16 protein-coding genes are annotated in these 19535 nt (G+C 39.0%); 6 read left to right on the top strand and 10 right to left on the bottom strand.

What is annotated here, in order from left to right:
- Positions 1-70 precede the first annotated feature (70 nt).
- The 8 genes from O0V13_RS15505 to O0V13_RS15470 form a co-directional block, all read right to left on the bottom strand.
- Positions 71-943, bottom strand: a complete 873-nt coding sequence (locus O0V13_RS15505; protein ID WP_268035884.1) for a DUF6528 family protein — start codon at positions 941-943, stop codon at positions 71-73.
- Positions 944-953: 10 nt separating this feature from the next.
- Positions 954-1760, bottom strand: a complete 807-nt coding sequence (locus O0V13_RS15500; protein WP_268035883.1) for an endonuclease/exonuclease/phosphatase family protein — start codon at positions 1758-1760, stop codon at positions 954-956.
- Positions 1761-1782: 22 nt separating this feature from the next.
- Positions 1783-2541 (bottom strand): endonuclease/exonuclease/phosphatase family protein, encoded by a 759-nt coding sequence (locus O0V13_RS15495; protein WP_268035882.1) that lies wholly within the window; start codon positions 2539-2541, stop codon positions 1783-1785.
- Between the two features lie 13 nt (positions 2542-2554).
- Positions 2555-3721, bottom strand: coding sequence for an Sb-PDE family phosphodiesterase (locus tag O0V13_RS15490; RefSeq protein WP_268035881.1), 1167 nt, complete (start codon positions 3719-3721; stop codon positions 2555-2557).
- A 10-nt stretch (positions 3722-3731) separates the two neighbouring features.
- Positions 3732-5486 (bottom strand): RagB/SusD family nutrient uptake outer membrane protein, encoded by a 1755-nt coding sequence (locus tag O0V13_RS15485; RefSeq protein WP_268035880.1) that lies wholly within the window; start codon positions 5484-5486, stop codon positions 3732-3734.
- Between the two features lie 12 nt (positions 5487-5498).
- Positions 5499-9014, bottom strand: coding sequence for a SusC/RagA family TonB-linked outer membrane protein (locus tag O0V13_RS15480; protein ID WP_268035879.1), 3516 nt, complete (start codon positions 9012-9014; stop codon positions 5499-5501).
- A 111-nt stretch (positions 9015-9125) separates the two neighbouring features.
- Entirely contained in the window at positions 9126-10067 is a 942-nt protein-coding gene (locus O0V13_RS15475; protein WP_268035878.1) for a FecR family protein, read from the bottom strand.
- A 109-nt stretch (positions 10068-10176) separates the two neighbouring features.
- Positions 10177-10758, bottom strand: coding sequence for an RNA polymerase sigma factor (locus O0V13_RS15470; RefSeq protein WP_268035877.1), 582 nt, complete (start codon positions 10756-10758; stop codon positions 10177-10179).
- A gap of 249 nt (positions 10759-11007) precedes the next feature.
- Between O0V13_RS15470 and O0V13_RS15465 the strand changes: the two genes are divergently transcribed.
- The gene (locus O0V13_RS15465) at positions 11008-11451 is read left to right on the top strand and encodes a DinB family protein (protein WP_268035876.1); all 444 of its coding nucleotides are present in this window, start codon (positions 11008-11010) and stop codon (positions 11449-11451) included.
- Between the two features lie 239 nt (positions 11452-11690).
- Positions 11691-11858, top strand: a complete 168-nt coding sequence (locus O0V13_RS15460; RefSeq protein WP_268035875.1) for a hypothetical protein — start codon at positions 11691-11693, stop codon at positions 11856-11858.
- A gap of 385 nt (positions 11859-12243) precedes the next feature.
- Here the strand turns inward: O0V13_RS15460 and O0V13_RS15455 are convergent, their stop codons facing one another.
- Positions 12244-13980 carry a purple acid phosphatase family protein gene (locus O0V13_RS15455; protein ID WP_268035874.1) on the bottom strand — a complete coding sequence of 579 codons (1737 nt, stop codon included), beginning with the start codon at positions 13978-13980 and terminating at the stop codon, positions 12244-12246.
- 101 nt (positions 13981-14081) lie between these two features.
- Positions 14082-15872: a metallophosphoesterase family protein gene (locus tag O0V13_RS15450; protein WP_268035873.1), complete on the bottom strand. Its 1791-nt coding sequence runs from the start codon at positions 15870-15872 to the stop codon at positions 14082-14084.
- A 173-nt stretch (positions 15873-16045) separates the two neighbouring features.
- On the opposite strand from O0V13_RS15450, the gene O0V13_RS15445 reads away from it, so the two are divergent.
- The 4 genes from O0V13_RS15445 to O0V13_RS15430 all read left to right on the top strand — a co-directional run bounded on the left by O0V13_RS15445 (position 16046) and on the right by O0V13_RS15430 (position 19454).
- Positions 16046-17851 carry an alkaline phosphatase gene (locus tag O0V13_RS15445; RefSeq protein WP_268035872.1) on the top strand — a complete coding sequence of 602 codons (1806 nt, stop codon included), beginning with the start codon at positions 16046-16048 and terminating at the stop codon, positions 17849-17851.
- A 63-nt stretch (positions 17852-17914) separates the two neighbouring features.
- Positions 17915-18640, top strand: a complete 726-nt coding sequence (bla, locus tag O0V13_RS15440; protein ID WP_268035871.1) for a subclass B1 metallo-beta-lactamase — start codon at positions 17915-17917, stop codon at positions 18638-18640.
- Positions 18641-18700: 60 nt separating this feature from the next.
- Positions 18701-19141, top strand: a complete 441-nt coding sequence (locus tag O0V13_RS15435) for an SRPBCC family protein (protein WP_268035870.1) — start codon at positions 18701-18703, stop codon at positions 19139-19141.
- Complete coding sequence (locus O0V13_RS15430; RefSeq protein ID WP_268035869.1) at positions 19134-19454, top strand: ArsR/SmtB family transcription factor; 321 nt, start codon at positions 19134-19136, stop codon at positions 19452-19454. Before O0V13_RS15435 ends, O0V13_RS15430 begins: the two co-directional genes overlap by 8 nt.
- The last annotated feature ends 81 nt before the right edge of the window (positions 19455-19535 follow it).

Below are 19535 nucleotides of genomic sequence, written 5' to 3'. Positions count from 1 at the left end.
ATAGTAGTGAATTAATTAAGGTCTATCATAATTAAACAGCCTTTGATTTTTGATCAAAGGCTGTTTCTTTTTAGTAATACCACCTGGCTTTGTAGACCTTCATGTCAGGAAAGGGGATTTTTTTCTCGGGATTGTGAAAGCTCACATGAAAAGTCCACCAGCTTTCCTCAGGAACGGTGTAAATGATTTGCCCAGCACTATTTTCACTGACAGATTTAATATTTTCAGCTTGAGGAAAGCCCGGAATCTTTTGAAACTCATTCGTTTCTAGGTCAAAAACCCAAGCTTCATGATGTTCAGTCATAAAAAGCTTCTTTCTGTCATTTGAAAGGAACAGATCATGTCCTCCTTCTCCAGGGATCTCCCAAGATTTCTCAAGTTTCAATTCATTTGGATTGGGAAAAGAATAAGCTCTCAAAACATCATACCCCAAGGCATACAAAAGCTTTTGTTCTTTTACCCAAACCACTCCGTGGGCGGAATAGAGACTGTCTTCGAACAATACTTGGTCTGGATTGTCCAAATCAAAAAGCATGATTTTATTTCCCTTATCGTTAGTTGATGCTGCAGCTACTATACGATTGTGGGGAAGGAGTTCAATGGAATGAGCATTGGGCACTGAAGCCACAAATTGGACCTTTTGAGTTTTACTTTCCAAAAGTGCTATCGCATTGGAAGAGGATGAAACTAGGATCTGTTTTCCTTTATTGACTGCTTTGCAATCATCCAATGATCGAAATCGATTCTTTTGTTCATCCGATAATTCAGATGCATTTCTCGAATCCCATTCCCAAATTATTGCGGCTTTTTCCTCAGTGGATTTTTGATAATCCACCAACAAAAGCTTGGTATCTCCACATACGAGAAATTGGGATTTTTGAGCTTTTAAACTTCCAAAGCTCAACAGGACCCAAACAAAAAAGAGCGATGCAAAACGGATCATAGTGAGTGGATCAATATTGGATTTCAAAAACGGCCTTCACAGGAAGATGGTCTGAAGCATAGGTTTCAGGAATTACTTCATGGGAAACCACATTCATACCCATTCCTTTTTTATAAAGGATAAAATCAATCGTTTTTTTGGGATTGATAACTGGGATTGTTGGTGGGCAGAAGTCAGGGCAGCTTTGCTCTAGAAATGTTTCAAAAAGCTGAATTGCCGGACTCTCAGGGGTCGAATTCATATCTCCCATCAAAATGAGGGGGAGTTCACTGCTTTGTAAAGTTTCAGTGATGGCTTTTGCCTGGGCCAATGCAAGAGAATCAGAGCTGAAATCCATGTGGGTGTTGGCAAATAGGAGGGATTTTCCTTTTCCAATTTTGATGGTGGCCAAAGAAAGGGTTCTTGGCTCGGTTCCTTCTTTGCCTGGAAGCGGAATGGTCTCTGTATGGCTCATAGGGTATTTTGAAATGATGGCAGTTCCATATTCTCCACCTTGAAAATCAATTCCTTTAGAAAAATAGTAATAGTCAAATCCTGCCAACTCCGCTAGTTCTTTGGCCATATGAATGGAAGATCCAGATCGCTTGGTAAAAACATCCACTTCTTGCAATCCCACGATCTCAGCTTCACTTTCGATGATCACTTTTGCAATTGCTTTCAAATCAATAGAATCAGGAAGGCTCGGTGGATTTGAATGATGAATATTGTAAGATAGGACGGTTAACTGATAGACTTTTTCTGGGATTGGAACTTTTTGGCAAAAAGAAAGCCCGACACTGATTAAAAGTGGCAAATAAAATGAGGAGAAAAGATTCATTGATTGGAATACTAATTGGGTTTTAATGAATGATAATTTCTGATTGGATAGGAAGGTGATCGGACAAATGATTGCCTATAAAAACCTGTTTCTTGAAAGTTTTTTGAGAAAGTTCCCTGTCCACCAGAATGTAATCGATTTTTTTGGTTGGGTTTTTTTCTGGGAATGTAAGATCATCTTCTTCTTGGGTAAGTTGGAAGCGTTTGTTGAGTAATTCAATTTCAGGACTATCTGGTAATGTGTTGAAATCTCCTGTTAAAATGACTGGGTAATCTCCTTCAAGATATTCCAAAATCTGGGAAATCTGGGTCATCCTTGTGGCATGATCCAAAGCCAGATGGGCAGTGGCGAATCGAACGGTTTTCCCCGTTGCTAATTGGATTTTAGCTGAAAGGAAAGCCAAGGTACTCGTATCACCATTGGATCGAATACTGAGAATTCTATCATTTTTGACTTCCTCCATTGGATATTTCGAGAGAATACCCAATCCATAAGCGCCTCCGTCATAGGCAAAGTGACGAGCGAATTGTGGATTCATTTTTGTGATTTGAGCCAAAATTTTCATTTGATTTTGCCTCCCGGAACGATTGCAAACACTATCAACTTCCTGCAACCCGACAAGATCCGATTGGCTTTTCAAAATAAAATCACCCATTTCCCGGATGGTTAACTTTTCCTCTTTGGTAGCACCATGATGGATGTTGTAACTCATCACCTTGAGGGTTTGGGCTCCTCCAATTCCAGGGACCAATAGGGCTAAAATCCATAGAAGTTTTCGCATGAAAAAATCATTATTAAAGTTCATCAATAAAAACAGGGACAGAGGTTCGAAAAGCATGGTCCGGATCCACCAAGAAATTCTGTACCTCAATTTCTAAATTTATTGTTTCAGGATATTTCCAAACAGCCTTTAGAAAGATTTCTAGTTGCTGTTGAGCTCCCAATTCTAAATTTCCCAGAGGTAAATTTTCCCAATCGTATGGACCTTTGATTTTCAATTGTAATGGAATATCGCTTTTATTTTCTATCAAAACAGCTATTTGTTGCTCATCTTTGGAGTTCTTTTTTTGAGCGGTAATTTTTGTAATAGCATTGAAAAGACCTCTGGCTTCTGGTTCCCTGGCTACAATCAAGTCATCAAAGTATAGAGCAGTTCTTCTGGCTAATAATCCCTCTTTTATACCCTGCTGGCTCTTTTCTTTAGCAAATACCAAAGTCATAGGGCGGTGGCTTTCTACATATCTGGGGTACATATCATAATGCTCGTCGGTATTACAAAGCATAGTCAAATTGTATTCCATAGCCATTCTATGGGCGATGATGTTGTAGCGGCCAGAATTTACTACTTCTACTCCTTTAAGGATACCTTTTTCTAATAATTCTTCATGAAAGGAGGTAAAAAGGACTGTGTCTTTTTTATCCCACCAACCGAAACTCGGATGATTATAGCTAACAAATGCATCTTGATTCAGAGCCTCTAGGAATGGCGCCATCAATTGTTCGTGTGTGAGATCTTTTTTCATGATGAATTTTTGATGTGTGTTTTCCATATAATCAAATGGAAAACTATTGGCATCTTTTAAAAAGATCGCATTATGATGATAGGGCGGGACACGAGGGGAGATTTCTACCCCACGAATGACAATCAGTCCTTTGATTTGAGCAGCTTTTGAGGCGATTTCATAACTTTTGTTATAATCTCGCGCAATTTCATCTGGGAACCCTTCGTAGTCCATATGCTCGGTGATTGCGATCGCATCCAAGCCGTCACGGATAGCTTCATTTACCCGAAAGGTGGGCCATACATGTCCATCGGAAAAAACCGTGTGCATATGGAAATCAGCTTTTAGCGTATAATATCCTTCGATATTAGGTATTTCTATTTTTTTCTTTTGGGCAAAAGAAAGCTGGACTGTGGTGCAAAAAAGCACCACAGCCAACATTGTTTTTTTAAGCTTCATTTATTGATTATTATTCCCAACCTGGGTTTTGACCCAGATTTGGATTGAGTACCAAATCGGTATTTGAAATCGGGTGGAGGTATTTTTTATCTGAAAAGTCTCGTGATTCGTTAGCTCTCCAGATGATATGGCCTGAAGTGCCTTCAGAAAGAATAGAGTTGGTCCCATCTACCACAAAATAGATGACACCACTTACTTTTTCATTGGGAACAGTTTCCACAAACGCCACATCCAAAGTTCCGTTTCCGTCCAGATCCATGGGCACATTTAGTCCGGGAACATAAATTCCTTTCCATGGCATTTCTACGAGTTCTCCTTTTTTCCATCTTAAAAGGTCATCGTATCTAAACCCTTCATAACAGAGTTCGATCCCTCGCTCTCTTCTAACTTCCAATAAGTAGGTGTCGGTGATCCCAGGGAAATAGGTTTCAGTTAAATAGGAATCTGCTTCCAAGGGCATGTTAGTGTTGACACCTGCTCTTTGACGAAGTGGAGCAATAGTCTGATTCCAAACTGACTCGTCAAACTCACCTAATTCTGCTTTAGCTTCAGCATAATTCAATAAGACTTCTGCATAGCGTATCAAAGGAATAGAATTATAAGCTTCTGAAATACCATCTAATCTTTTGTCATCCAAGCTGTGTTTTAACAGGTGATATCCAGTATAAGTATATCCAAAATTGGGAGGTGCAGCACTTCCGTCACTTCTGGTATATCCCAAGGAGCGAACTGTTTGGGCTAATCGATGGTCTCTGTTGTCCATTTCTCTCACAAATTGAATGGTGTCAAAGCCAGACCTTTCAGTAAATCTGCTTCCGTCCAATTGAAGATAAGTATTGACGAATTGTTTATTCAATCCCCAACGATTTCCATACGTAGCACTATTGAACTTCCATGTGATGTTATGCCATCTTTTGAGGGCATTGTTATACACCACAGCCAAAAGAACTTCCTGTTGAACAGGGTTTTCACTGATGAATAGAGTTCTATAATCGCTCTCTGGCGTTCCTGTTGTATAAAGAGAATATTGACCTGACTTCATAACTCCTTGAGCTGCTGAGGCGGCTTTTTGAAGTAAAACCGGTGCTGTGGAACTCAATCCCAATTCTTGATGGTACTTTCTGTATGTCCCTTCGAATAAGGCTACTCTGGATAGAAATGCCTGGGCAACTTGCTTGGTTATCATAGAAGAACTGTTGTCTTTTCCATCTCTGATAGATGAAACAGCAAAGTCTAAATCTGCCAAAATAAAGTCAATGACATCTTCTCTTGAATCCCGTCCTTTGTAAAGCTGCTCTTCATCATCAGTAGCCAATGGCTTTTCGTAGATAGGAACATCACCATATCTCTTTACTTTTTCAAAATAGAAATACGCACGGAAGAAGCGGGCAATTCCTTCATAATGATCTCTTCCCTCTTGAGGGATTGTTTCGTTATCAAAGTTCTCCAAGAAATAATTAATATTTCTTAAGTCCGACCAACTCCAGGCGCCTTCATCTACAGACGAGTAATATCCGGCGATATAGGCTGGACTTTGGTTTTTGGAGGTGTAATCTCCCCATTCATCACCTTGAACCACTTCCAAACCTCCAGGAAGCATTCGTTGATAAAAGGAATTCGTATAAAGTTCCAGGTCCTTTTCAGATTGGAAAAAGTTGTTTGGTACGAGTTTGTCAACTGGTTCAGTTTCCAAAAAGTCCTCACAGGAACTCAGAAAGGTTGCTGCCAATAAAGCAACAGCAAAAGTATAAAGTATCTTTTTCATGTTCTTGCTTGATTAGAAAGTAAGGTTTACCCCGAAAGTGTAGGATTTCAACATTGGATAAGCGTCCCCTTGACCATACCCATTTGTCATATCTCCCAGAGGGTTTTCTATAATTTCAGGATCGAAATTGTTGGTGTGTTTGCTCAGGCCTGTTCGGGTCCAAATATTTTGTCCAGTAAAAAATACTTTGGTCCCTTCCATACCAATGTGTTGTGCCATTCTCTTTGGTAATGAATAGTCTACGGTGATGTTTTTTAGGCGGATGTAGCTGGCATCTTGTAGGAATCTGGTTTGAGCTGCTCCCAAAGATCTTGTGGATCCCAAAGCATTATATCCTCTCAATCTAGGGAAATAAGCATCTGGATTTTCCTCAGTCCAAAAATCTTCCATCATTTGGGTTGGTTGGAATCCATAAGGTCTGTTATATGGCCCCCAGAATAGATCAGCCTCTGGTGCGAAATACCAGTCTCTTTTGGCAGTTCCTTGGAAGAATGCTGAAAGTCCGAAATTGTTCCAGTTGGCATTGAGTGTGAATCCAAATTGATAACGGGGAGCATTGTTGCCAATGATCATTCTGTCTCCTGGATCATCTACCGTATTGCTTCCTTGGTTGACCTTTCCATCATTGTTGCGATCAGCAAACTTTAAGTCACCTGGAAGCCAGATGTTTCCGTTAGAATTCCTAAGGAAACTTTGGTCAGCATGATTTGAAATTTCTTCCTCAGAGGTAAATAACCCTAAAGTTTCATATCCCCAGATTTCACCGATTTGATGGCCTACATAGTAAGTTGCCCCTAAAGATTTGGTTGGATTGTTAAACTTGGTGATTTCAGCCTTACTATCCCAAACAGAACCGGTAAAACCATATTGGAATGGTTTTCCACCGACCAAGACCTCATCTTTCCATCCCAAAGTAAATTCCCAACCTACAGTAGACAGGTCAGCATAGTTTCCATAAGGTACCGTGGCACCAAAAACATTTGGAAGAGGCTGACCATAGGTAAACATGTCAGTGGTATTTCTTGTGTACCAGTCCAAGCTAGTAGTCAGTCTGCCGCTATAGAAAGATGCGTCAAATCCAAGGTTCAGGGTAGTGGATCTTTCCCAGGTTAGGCCATCAGGAATAACTCCAGGTAAGTAGGTGTATCCTTTTTGAATGCCTTGAAGAATCACACTGGATTTTGCAACAGACATGGTTTCCAAATATCTGTAAGGAGCAACATTTCCATTGCCTAATGTACCATAGGATGCTCTTAGCTTCAGATTATCCAACCAATCACTTTCTTTTAGGAATCCTTCTTCTGAAATATTCCAACCAGCAGAGACAGAAGGGAAGAATCCGAATCTTTCATTGGAAGGGAATTTGGAAGATCCGTCATACCGACCGTTTAACTCCAAAAGATATTTGTCTTTGAAAGCATAGTTTAGACGGTAGAAAACACCCAGATATTTCCATTCATTTCCACCTCCAGAAATCCCGTAATTTAATCCATCCAACAAGTTGTAGTCTGGTTTGCCTGGAACCAACAAACCATCTCTGCTGGTATTCAAAATCTCCGTTAAAGAACTTTCGATGTTATAACCCAACAGGAATTTTAAGTTGTGATCAGATCCAAGATCCTTGTCGAATTGTGCGGTGATGTTGGAAGCCCAATAGGTGTTTTCATTGGTGTAGTTTCTTAACAAACTGTTTCCAAATCGCTGAGATTCCCCAGGTGTGTTTGAATAGTAAACATAGTTGTTTACTCTTTCATCTTTGATCCATTTTTTTGATATCGTAAAATTTCCTTTTAGAGTCAAAAGATCTCCGAATGGTTTCGCTGTAAAACTTGGGGTATTTCTGACAAAGAAATTACTCAGGTCAGATCTACTGCTATTATCCAAAAATGAAGCTCCGATATAGGCTCCGTTTTGGGAATAACTTCCATCTGGATTGTACATGGAAACCATTGGGAAACCTTGAACGGCCAGGTATCTCCAGATATTGGCATCACCATTTGCTAAAAGAGGATAGCCATATGTATAGGTACTCAAGTCAAAATTGTTTTCAACTGTAAGCCAGTTATTTAGGTCGATTTCACCTTTTGCTCGGATGTTGTATTTATTAAATTTATCTGAAGAATAATTGAAAATACCATCTTGGTGATAATACAAGCCAGACACAAAATATCTAGCCTTGTCATTTCCACCTGATGCACTGATTGAAGCTTCAGTGGAAGGGATATTGTCCTTATGATGGTATTTAAACCAATCTGTACTTCCAAAGTATTCATAGCGTCCCAAGTCTTGGTTAAAAACTACTTCTGGAAGGCTAGGGTCCTCACTATGCTGCTTAAGTCTATCTAGGTATTCTAATGAAAAAGGGAAGACACTGTTGACAGAGATTGGATGGGTTTTGTAATCATACCAGGCAAAAAAAGCTTCATCGAAATTTTTAGCCCATTCATATCCGTCTGTCACCAGATCCGGTACAACCGTTCTTTTATTCACCGAATGATTGATGTTGACATGAAGATTGCTTTTACCTGCTTTTGCCGATTTGGTAGTGATCAAAACTACCCCGAAAGCTGCTCGGGAACCATAAACTGCGGCAGAGGATGCATCTTTGAGGATGGTGACACTTTCAACGTCATTCGGGTTCACTAGATTAGGATCACCTTCAACTCCATCGATTAATACCAACGCATTTCCACCTGCTCCAATGGAGGTGGCTCCCCGAATATTAAAAGCTGCAGTTCTTGTCGGGCTACCATCCACCATTTTGATATTCAGGTTTGGAAGTGCTCCTTGAAGCATTCTTGTTAGATTGGGAGAAGGTCTGTTTTCTACTACCTCACTTCCAACTTGGTTAACTGCTCCTGTTAAGTTGATTTTCTTTTGGGTGCCATATCCTACGACCACTACTTCGGCAAGTTCCATAGGGGTCAATTCAATTACCATTGAACCTGACTTGATGATCTGGGTTAAAGCTTGGTAACCCAAAGTGGAAATCTTTACTTCTTTACCCATGAGGTTTTCCTCGATTTCCAATGTCCAGTTGCCATCCAGGTCAGACACAGTTCCCTGTGCAGCTTCCGGAATGTAGATATTGGCACCGATAATCGGTTCTTTGGATTCTGAGTCAATTACTTTTCCGGAAATTTTAATTTTCACTTCCACCAAAGGCTCATTTTTCTTGACAGAATTTTTTACACCGATGGATTCATTCACTTGTTTGAATGATAAATGAGATTGTTCAGCTACTTGATAAAGAAGGGATTCTAGGTCAGTTTGAGTCTCTAACTGTACCATTTTGTCAGGTAAAATTCCCTGTCGGAAATGGAATCTAAATTCCGATTGTGATTCTACTTGTTTGAAAAAGTCAATGAGTTTTACATTGGATTTGCTCAGCGTTATTTGTGTCTTATTCATGTGCTGGGCTTTACTTTCATTAGCCAGAGCCAAGCCACTCATGCAATAAGCCATTAAATAGCTGGCCATTAAGAGTTTTGAAGTCTTCCACATGAGCTTCAGTAGTTTTTTTTTCATATTTTTGTTGAATTGAAAGGTGATGGCAATCCGTATCCTCTTCGCCAAAATTGTATACAGGTTGCCTTTAAAATCATCAATTGATAAAGGCCGGATTTATCCGGCTTTTTTTTAGCAGGGGTTGACTTTGATCGTTACTTTATTTTCATGGATTTGATAGTGAAGGTTGAGTGTATATGACATGATTTCAAGGACTTGTTCTAAGCTGCTAGTTTGAAATTCACCGGTATAAAGGCATTTTCTCATATTACCTTTGATTTCGAATTCAATTGGATACCAGAGTTTTAGCTCTTCAATTATCTCTTGAATGCTAGAATTATTGAATCTGAAAATTCCTGATTTCCAAGCCGGAGGGAGAGAAGAGTCAAAGCTTAAAACGCGTGAAAATCCTGTTTCAGAATTCCATTCTATCCATTGGTCTTTTTCAAGGCGAAATGAATTCTGTGAATTTTGATGATTGATTTGTACCAGACCTGAATAAACTTGAAGATTGACCTGACTGGACTTGTAGGATTTCAAATTGAAAGAGGTTCCCAAGACATGGGTTGTTACATCACCTGTTTGAATTTTGAAAGGAGATTGGGTATTTCTTTTCACTTGAAAAAATGCCTCCCCATGCAAATTTACTTGTCTATTGGCCGGGAAGTTTTCAGCATATTCTAAACTCGATCCACTGCTCAACCAGACAACCGTGCTATCTGGAAGAAGGAATTTTGAGACTTTTCCTAAGTCATTTTTATAAGAGCCTGATGCGAGAGGTTCCTGTTCCGCTTTTTGAGGAAATGCACTCCAGATCATCCAAGAACTAGCTGCAATCAAAAGCAAAACTGCAGCATACTTTAACGAAGAACCCCAAAATGATTTTTCTTTTTTCAAAGAAATCTCACCTTCTAAGATTTTCCAAACCGCTTTTTTTGCCTTTTCAGAATCACTTCTTTTCAACTGGTCTGATTGGAGATTATCATACCAGTTGTTGAGTTCCTTCAGATCTTCATCAGTTTGTTTTTTACTGAATAGGCGCTCAAGCCTATCTTTTATTTTATTTGAGTTCATATTGTCGCTTCTCAAAGTCAAGAGTCCTTTTTTTAGAAAAGCGTCTAGATGAATCCGATTATCAAAAAATGAATTACATCTGTATCAGGATAATATTGAGGTAATATTATTAGGTCATGGTAGCTAAAAACATTGCGATAATTAATAGATGGTTTTCTATCTGAGGTTTTAGCTGATTTGATGCATTGTTGAGGTGAGTCCGGACCGTTGATTCTGAAATCCCAAACTGGAGCGCTAACTCTTTGACTGATTTATTTTCAAATCGATTGATTAAAAAAAGCTGTCTAGTTTTGGGAGGAAGCATGGCAATATGGGTTTTGATCAATTCATAGAGCTCTTCGAATTCCATCAATGAGAACCCGTTTGATTCGGTTTTGTGAAAGGATTCCAAATTTGCCACGTCTTGCTGATTCAACCAGATGGGCTGGTTTTTTATCTCCTTAAAAAACTGATACTTGAGCATGGTGGCTAAGTAATTTCCAACGTTTTCGAGTCGCTTAATTCCTTTTCTGTATTTCCACAGATTGATAAAAGTCTCTTGTACTAAATCCTGGGCCAAATCCTGAGATTTAGTTTTATGAAATGCTAGTTGAAAAAGATTGTCAAAATACTTTTCAAAAATTTGTTGAAATGCTCTCGAATCATCTTCCTTTCGAACTTTTTCCCATAAAGTATATTCTCCACCATTCATGACTTCTCTGTATTTATAGTAAAGTTATGGAGCGGACTAAAGGAGATAAAAAACTTCAGGTTAAGCTTAAGTTATGATTTTCTTTTCGGGAGAATTTTACTTTTCTCAAATCTATTTCCCAGTAATTTCCGTTTTGATTCCTTGAAAAAGGAGTAGTTTGGATTTGAAGAATTCCCTGAATTAATTACTTATAAAGTATAGATAATCATATAAATAGAATAGATTAAGTTAATTATTACTTAAATTCATATGATAGGATTTTTAGAAGAATTGGTGAGTTACAATACCAGTTGTAATCAACAATTGATCCAGCTGTTTTTGAAAGAAAAGTCAAAATTAGACGAGAATACCCTGAATCTTTTTTCCCATATTTTGAATGCACATCATATTTGGAATTGCAGGATACTGAAAGTCCAATCAGCCTTTCAGGTATGGAGCATTCATACATTAGAAGCTTTTGAAAGGATCGATTTGGAAAATGCTTCCATGACAAGTGAAATTTTAGAAGCGTACTCTTTGGATGAAATAATTCCTTACAAAAATTCGAAAGGTGATTTTTATGAAAGTAAAGTTCAGGATATCCTTTTTCATATTATGAATCATTCCACCTATCACCGCGGTCAGATTGCATTCCAGATCCGCCAAGCAGGTGTCACTCCGATTTCAACTGACTTTATTTGGTTCAAGAGGTAGTTACTTTAAATACAAAGAATTTCAAAAACCATAAAAACACATAATTTCATTAACAATCAATTTACATGAATTGCTGTACTTGCTTGGTATGGCAATTTTACTCTTGTTTCTAAGCATTCTGAATTTTGGTGAATCGGCTTCTCAATGGTCAAAATATGAGAGTCAAACACTTCAGGATCCATTAAACACCTATCAAAAAGCTACACTAACGCTATTACGATCAACAAACTTTCCTAGATGTGAATGCATCCTATGCGATAACTCCTAAATGGAGAGTCTTTGCAGAAGGGAATAATCTGACAAATCAGCCTCTGAGATATTACCAGGGGATTCAGGCCAGAACCATGCAGGCAGAACACTACAATGCAAAGTTCAACTTCGGGTTGAAGTTTGATCTGTTCAATTGATAAAGAATAAATAAGGTAGATTAAGTATAGAATTGTTTTTGAAAAGCAAGCTTTAATGGGGCTTGCTTTTCTTTTTGGCATTCAAGTCAAAAAAGGTTGAATTAAACCCTTAGTGTTAAGTTTTACATGTTCCTTTAAAACTTAACACAGTTTTTTTAGAATAGGGAGAGGATTGTTTTAGTATTGCGCCCCGATTAAAAATCTTATCTCTTGAGTTTTATTTCAATCCTTGCCGTCGCCTCCTCTTTTTTGGCTCTTTCAGAATTGATCGTTTGGATCTCCAAAAGAAAGTCGAAAAGGGATTTTTGAAAAAAAGAGGAACTACAATAAGTCATAGCTCCTCTTTAAATGATCAATTTTACTTTGTTAACAAGTTAAGATTGAGTTACTTCTCGATTTCCATTAAATCTATCAAACTCCCATCAGCGTTATAGACTTTCAATTCGAACTTATGGGAAGTCAAGGCTACTACTCCATAATGAAATCCTCGGAAATTTTTGGTGGTAAAATGAGGTCTAGAAGGGGCAAAATCCTCCAAATTTCCGCCCATTCCACCTAATTGGATGTAGTGGATTCCTTTTTCTTCATCCACCTTATCTTCAAAAAGAGGGAAAGTTCTCATATAGGTATGCAAATGCCCAAAGAACATCACATCCACACCTTCTTGCTCCAATAATCTCAATAAGGGCTGTAGCTTTCTATTTCCCCAAGTGCTGGAACCTTCCCAAGTATTGCCATAATCATTTTCGTCAGAAGAGTAGGGGGCATGATGCATCTGAATAAACTTCCAGTCTGCCTTATTTTCCCTGAGTTGAGTTTTGAGCCATTCATATTGTGCTCCACCAGGCTGCAATTCATCCATCTCGTTAGAGTTAAGCACATAGAAATCTCCAGGCCCATTGCTATAGCGGTAGGCTCCCAATTCATTGGCTTGAGGATGGTAGTATTTGTACCAATAGATATCACCTTCGCCATTTCCTGCCACAGGAACGTGAGTGACTCGTGAGAAAAGGGCAGAAGATCCCGGGAAAAATTCCTGTGTCCATTCAAACTTATTTTTTTCTTTTCCGCCATCGGTGATGTCCCCCATGTGTATCACAAAATCTACTCTTTCTTCCCAAAGCTTTTGTCCGATTTGCTCATTGACCCAAGGCCGCGCTTCTGTATCGGATACAACCCCAAACAAAATCGGGTTTTCTTTCGGTTCTGGGGTCTTAAAAGTGAGTACTCCCGAATCAATTTCTTCTCCAGCCTGATTTTTTCCCTTGATCTGATAAAAGTATTGTCTTCCTGGTTTGAGGCCTTTAATCTCAAAGGTTTGGACTCCCTCAGTTCCTGGAGCAGGACTGGGTTTGTTCATGAATGGAATGCTTTCACCAACCTGAATAAATAAACTACTTTTTTCATTCGTCTCCACAGTGATGTTCATGCTTTCTGCATCTGGTGCGTAGAGATAGGGTTCAGCAACAAAATGTAGCTTTCCTGGTATCCTGATTCCTTCCTGAGTCCATTCCTGATGCGCCAAAAAGCTCTTTTGAATTTCAGATTCTTTTGAAAGGGTTGACTTGATCGCCAAATGCTTGATCCAATGATCCAAGTTGAAATACGGTTCCTGCTGAAGGTAAGATTGGATGTGGATTTTATCGCTGCTAGAAGCTAAGTCCCGCTTTCCGATTAGTTTTCCATTCTCCCAAAATGTCCAAGAGTTTTGATCTCTCTGAATCACTAGGTGAGTAAATCGCTTATTCCATTTTTGCTGGGAAGCAACAGTATTTCCTAGTTGCCATAGATGATTCCAAAGACCAAATAGAACTTGGTCACCAACAAACAATTCCAGACCGATGGGCTCATTTCCATGTTCGAAAAACCAAAATTCCATTTCGAAATTTCCTTCAGGCAAGTCAAATTGATATTGTTTGCTCAAGGGTTCGTTGATCCGATTGGGTAGGTAAATAGGATTATGCACCTCAAAAGGTCTTAAGCTCAAACTATCTTGGAACAAAGGACTTCCTGCATTTCGGGGAAGTCCCGGATTTGGCCAAAGCCAAAGGTCAAGTCCCGATTGAGCAAGACTTGAAAAATGGATTAGAAATATCCCTACAAGGAAAAGGTGTTTGCGCATTTTTTTACCGCGAATTAAAAGTTTGGATGTTGATTCAATGTTAAGAGCTATTGAATCTTTTGTCAATTTATAGGAATCTCGGGTTTTTCCTCAATTCAGGCTTAAAATTCAATGACCTCTAATTCAGGGATTTTGATCCAGAAATCAGAAGAAGGCAAGTCATTGCTTAGTTGTTTGAGGATTTTAAAAAACTGAATCAGTTCCTTTTTTTTGCCAGATTCAGGCAAATTCAAATTCTGATAAAAATCCAATCTGTCTTTTCCAACCAATTGCTTTCCAAAATCACCTGCATTTTTGATTTGGTAAAAATCCTGAATTACCAAACCGGGTTGATCTGCTCCCTCTAATTTGGAAATAGGAAGTCCTTCCAATTCCAGTAGTTCTGCTAATTCTATCAAACTGGAATTTTGCAGCAATTCTGCCAGATCTTTTGGGAAATCCTCTTTCAGAAATCGGGTTTTGGTCAATTCTTCTAAATGTGAATGAGTGAAACTCCAATAGTCATTCACAGATAAAATTTGACTGTCCCAAAGCTTTGAAGCCTCGTTTTTTGCGAGAAACTCATGTTCTCTTTTGTACAAGTCAAAAAAGGAATGGAATTCCTCAATTTGTTTTAAAGTCTGGGTTTGAATCAAAAGTCTGTCTGGATTATTCCATGACATGGTTTTATAGGCAGGAGGAAAAGCTGCTAGGGAAGGAACTTGAATATTCACCAGCTTCTTTCCGTTTTCTCCTTTGAAGATTTCTGTATCATTCTGATGCATATGTCCTGCAAAATGAATTTCGATACCTGCATCAGCATAGGCTTGGGAAATTGGAGGTAGGGGTACGCGCGCCAATTGCATTTTATTCTCACCGAATAATTTCTTCATTTCTGGCGTGCTTCCATTATTGAAGTCCGCCAAGGGATAGTGACTGAATGAAATAAGTAATTTGCCCCTTTTATCTGCTTCTGTTCTAACTTTTTTGATCCAATCCAACTGATGCTTTTTGAGCTGAGTGGCTTGATTAAAACCAACACTTGACCCTTTCCAATTTTCGGATGGAGATTGATTTTCAGAACCGGTTTGTTGATATACATTGCCATCGATTGCCAAAAGCCAAAGTCCTTCCACAGGCTCTACAACATAACTCGCATCTGGAAGTTTGAAGCCGCTTTTATCATCAACAAATTGACGGAATTCCAGTTTTGAATTGCTTTCAGCCTTTTTGAAAGAATATGCCTCATAATCGATTTCTTCAAAAGGATGAGTCCAAAAAATATCTTCAGGATGAGGGAAGAATCCATGAGATTTCAAGGTAGCCATGATGTTAGGATACCCCCAATAATTCAAAGAATCAGAGTAGAAAGTATATCCTTTACCCAACTGAAGGCTGTCTCCAGTTATTCCAACTTCCGAACCATCTACATCCAAGAAATCCCTTTTCCCCGCTTTCCCTCCAAATGGTAAGACAGGATCATGATTTCCTGTGGTGATGAAAAATCGCATGCCGTATCTATTTGAGTAGGAATTTAGAATTTCGGCCAATTTGCGAACATTCATAGGTTGCCCATCATCAGTATAATCCCCTGGCAAGACCACCAATTTGATTTGTTGCTCAGCCAAGTTTTTCAATGTCTGAATTAACGCGAAGTAATTCTCGTTGAATAGTCTTGTCGAGTTGATCTGAGCTCGCATGCTCCGGATAGTGGCGTTTGGTTGGCCATTTTCCATGGGGATTCCCTCAAAAGAGTCTTTTCCAAAATCACCGTACACGTTTTGCAGATGGATATCTGAGACGAAGGCGACTTTAGGTCTTAGACTTTGCTGTGCACAAAGGCTTGAAATATTACTCAAGCTGAAAATGAAGAAACAGGCAGCAAAGAAAGATTTTTTAAAATGGGAATTCATGGCCGAAATAAACAAAATAAGGATTGACTAATCTTGTTTTTTGGGATCAAATAATCATCAAATTGATTTATGGGAATGTTGCCAAATAGTAAGATGGATTAATAAACTATTAATTTTAACCTTGAGTGTAATCTATTATCGAGTCCTTTTCTTAAATCATTATACTTTTGGCCATGAAAAAATCAGTACTTCTTAGTTTTTTACTTTCCATCCTATTCAGTGTAGGACTGTTTGCCCAGAGTTCATTTAAAGTCCATTCCCATAACGATTACCTTCAGAAAGTCCCTTTTTGGGATGCCTATTCAGGTGGAGCCAAATCTATCGAGGCGGATGTGATTTTAGAAAATGGCAAATTGACTGTAGCACATGAGAGGGAAAGCATTGATCCCAACAGGACCTTGAGTTCGCTTTATTTCGAACCGATCCAAAAAGGCCTTGCATTGGGTTTGATCGAAGAAATTGATTTTACGCTTTTGGTAGATTTAAAAACGGAGGCTTATTCCACTTTGGATAAGGTGATGGAGGAAGCTAAAGAGTTTGAGTCTATTTTTTATTCCGAAAGCAATCCGAAAGGCCTGAAATTGATCATTTCTGGGAGTCGGCCCAAAGTGGAGGACTATGGAAAATACCCAGCTTACATTGAATTCGATTATCAAAGCAGGGAGTTAGACGCTTCCCTTCCTTGGGACAAAATTGGGATGGTCAGCTTGAGCTTCAGGTCTTTTTCTGTTTGGAATGGAAAAGGTCGAATCGTAGAGTCCGAGTTGAAACCTATTGAAGAATTTGTTGCAAAAGTCCATTCTTTTGGAAAGCCGGTGCGGTTTTGGGCTACGCCAGATAGCAAAACCTCCTGGAATGCATTTGCTCAACTGGGAGTGGATTATATCAATACTGATGATCCGAAAGGCGCATTTGATTACTTGCAGATTTATCAAAAGAATACGTTCACCCAAGCGGAAAGACATGCTTTGTATCAACCAAAATTTAATCCGCAGCCCGATACTCCCAAGCAGATCATTTTGATGATTGGAGATGGAATGGGTTTGGCGCAAATTTCAGCAGGAATGGTCGGGAACGGCGGTCAATTAAATTTGGGTAATCTAAAGCAAATGGCCTTGGTGAAAACCCATGCGGCGGATGATTTTACGACAGATTCTGCAGCTGGAGCTACAGCCTATGCCACGGGTGAGAAGACCAACAATCGTGCAATTGGAGTGGATCCAAACGGACAGATTTTGGCAAATCTTCCGGAAAAAATTCGGCCTTTGGACTGGAATTCTGGCGTGGTTACCACTGATCAAATGACTGGTGCTACTCCTTCTTCTTTTTATGCGCATCATTCTGAAAGAGACGATTCAGCAATTCTAGCCTCCTGGCTTTCTAAAAGTCCATTGAATCTGTTCATTGGAGGTGGGAAGAAAGCTTTCCAAACTGAAATGGAGAACTTAAAAAAATCAGGTTTTCAGCTTGCTCAATCCGTGGAAGAAATCAAGAATTCTAAATCTGAAAAAGTTGGTTTTTTTGCAAGTCAAGAAGGGGTTCCTGCGATGCAAGATGGCAGAGGAGATCTATTTGATAAAAGTGTGGAGGCTGCCTTGACATTTCTGAAAGAAAAGAATAAGCCTTTCTTTTTGATGGTGGAGTCTGGGATGATTGATTCTGGAGGGCATGCCAATGATTCCGAAAAGATCGTCAGAGAAATGGTCAACTTTGATAAAGTGATCGGAGATGTTTTAAAGTTTGCAGATGAAAATCCCGGAACTTTGGTTTTGATAACTGCAGATCATGAAACGGGAGGGGTTGCTTTGCCGCAGGGGAACGTGAAAAAAGGGGAAGTGGAACTTTCATTTTACAGCGATGACCATACTGGAATCATGGTGCCATTATTTGCTTATGGAGCTGGAAGCGAAGAGTTTTCAGGTATCATTGAAAATTCTGAAGTCCATCGGATTATCATGAAATTAATTCAAGGGAAATAAATCGCAATTGAAGAATCTAGACTGATTTTTGATTAGGTTTTATCTCATTTTAAAACTCTGATTATGTCTAGATTCTTTTTCCCTATGGGCCTTATAGCAGGCATGTTTTTTACGTTTTCCAACCCCTCATTTGGACAAAGTGAAACCCTAAAGGTTGAGAAAATAGCCCCCAACACCTATCGACATATATCTTATCTGCAAACCGATTCTTTTGGGAAAGTAGAATGCAATGGGATGGTGGTCATCTCAAATGGAGAAGCAATTGTAATCGATACACCTGTCGATGATGCTTCCTCCAAAGAATTGATAGAGTATGTGGAAAAGGAATTGAAAAGTAAAATTATAGCTGTGATTCCAACCCATTTTCATGAAGACTGTACAGGTGGACTTTTGGAATTCCAGGCTTCATGGATTCCTTCATATGCGAATATCATGACCCAAAATATGGCGGCTTCCCATCAACTTCCTATTCCGCAGGAACGATTTGATAAATCGAAAACTTTCCAGTTTGGAGAAGAGGAGTTGAAAGTTGAGTTTTTAGGAGAAGGGCATACGGTCGACAATGTTGTCGCTTACTTTCCCAAAGACCAGGTTCTTTTTGGGGGATGCATGATCAAAGCTGAAGGAGCAAGTAAAGGATTTGTTGGAGATGCGAATGTAAAAGCTTGGCCTTTAACTGTAGCGAAAGTGAAAGAACGATTCCCGGATTTGAAATTGGTGGTGCCTGGACATGGGCAAGCAGGAGGTGTAGAATTATTGGATTACACCATTGAGCTATTTGAAAAATAAGAAAGTAGAACTGGATATGTAACTTATAAGTAACATATATTTGTAGGTAGCTTTCTCATTATGCAAAAGACTATTTTTCATCAATTTTACTTCGAACAGGGTCCCGAAATGGTATGGAAATACCTGACCGATCCGGATTTACTGGCTCTGTGGCTGATGCCAAACGATTTCAAATTGGAAGTAGGACACAAATTCCAATTTGGTACCAAACCCAAGTATAAGTTGGGTTTTGACGGTAGAATTTATTGTGAGGTCTTGGAAATTAAGGAAAGGAAAAAGTTGGTCTATTCCTGGAAAGGGGGAATGTCAAAATCCAGTCCTTCTTTGGATTCAATTGTCACCTGGACGCTTATTCCTAAGGATGAGGGGTGTGTTCTGCAATTAGAGCATCAGGGTTTTATAGGATTCAAAAATTTCATTCCATTCATGATCATGAACAAAGGTTGGATGAAAATAGGGAAGAGATTGGGAACAGGAATGAAGACTGGAAATTATGAATAATCCGCAATTTGACCCTTTTCAGATTATTGCTGACCCAAGTAGGAGGAAAATATTGGAGTTGCTAAGTGAAGAGGAGATGACGGTTAATTCTCTGGTTGAAAATTTTGAAATGAGTCGACCTGCTGTTTCTAAGCATATTAAAATTCTTCAAGAGGGAGGGTTTGTTTCGATTCGGAATCAAGGTAGAGAAAGGATCTGTTCATTGCGTCACCAAGGTTTTTTACAAATTCAGGAATGGCTTTCCAATTATGAAGTTTTTTGGGCAAATAGATTGTCAAGATTGCAACAACTTTTAAGTAAGAATTCTGATTAAATTAGAATTAGCTCATAACCGGAATTTAGATTTCACTTTACAGCTTATTAATAGCACCGCTTTTCAAATTCTTTTCTGCCA

Origin of the sequence: Algoriphagus sp. PAP.12, assembly GCF_026652115.1 — a bacterium.
Classification (GTDB): Bacteria; Bacteroidota; Bacteroidia; order Cytophagales; family Cyclobacteriaceae; genus Algoriphagus.
Note: the sequence above shows the minus strand (reverse complement) of the source record. Positions and strands in the feature narration are given on the sequence as shown.

Coding starts and splice junctions, on each gene's coding strand:
- O0V13_RS15505 (WP_268035884.1), bottom strand. CDS start 943: ATGATCCGTTTTGCATCGCTCTTTTTTGTTTGGGTCCTGTTGAGCTTT.
- O0V13_RS15500 (WP_268035883.1), bottom strand. CDS start 1,760: ATGAATCTTTTCTCCTCATTTTATTTGCCACTTTTAATCAGTGTCGGG.
- O0V13_RS15495 (WP_268035882.1), bottom strand. CDS start 2,541: ATGCGAAAACTTCTATGGATTTTAGCCCTATTGGTCCCTGGAATTGGA.
- O0V13_RS15490 (WP_268035881.1), bottom strand. CDS start 3,721: ATGAAGCTTAAAAAAACAATGTTGGCTGTGGTGCTTTTTTGCACCACA.
- O0V13_RS15485 (WP_268035880.1), bottom strand. CDS start 5,486: ATGAAAAAGATACTTTATACTTTTGCTGTTGCTTTATTGGCAGCAACC.
- O0V13_RS15480 (WP_268035879.1), bottom strand. CDS start 9,014: ATGAAAAAAAAACTACTGAAGCTCATGTGGAAGACTTCAAAACTCTTA.
- O0V13_RS15475 (WP_268035878.1), bottom strand. CDS start 10,067: ATGAACTCAAATAAAATAAAAGATAGGCTTGAGCGCCTATTCAGTAAA.
- O0V13_RS15470 (WP_268035877.1), bottom strand. CDS start 10,758: ATGAATGGTGGAGAATATACTTTATGGGAAAAAGTTCGAAAGGAAGAT.
- O0V13_RS15465 (WP_268035876.1), top strand. CDS start 11,008: ATGATAGGATTTTTAGAAGAATTGGTGAGTTACAATACCAGTTGTAAT.
- O0V13_RS15455 (WP_268035874.1), bottom strand. CDS start 13,980: ATGCGCAAACACCTTTTCCTTGTAGGGATATTTCTAATCCATTTTTCA.
- O0V13_RS15450 (WP_268035873.1), bottom strand. CDS start 15,872: ATGAATTCCCATTTTAAAAAATCTTTCTTTGCTGCCTGTTTCTTCATT.
- O0V13_RS15445 (WP_268035872.1), top strand. CDS start 16,046: ATGAAAAAATCAGTACTTCTTAGTTTTTTACTTTCCATCCTATTCAGT.
- bla (WP_268035871.1), top strand. CDS start 17,915: ATGTCTAGATTCTTTTTCCCTATGGGCCTTATAGCAGGCATGTTTTTT.
- O0V13_RS15435 (WP_268035870.1), top strand. CDS start 18,701: ATGCAAAAGACTATTTTTCATCAATTTTACTTCGAACAGGGTCCCGAA.
- O0V13_RS15430 (WP_268035869.1), top strand. CDS start 19,134: ATGAATAATCCGCAATTTGACCCTTTTCAGATTATTGCTGACCCAAGT.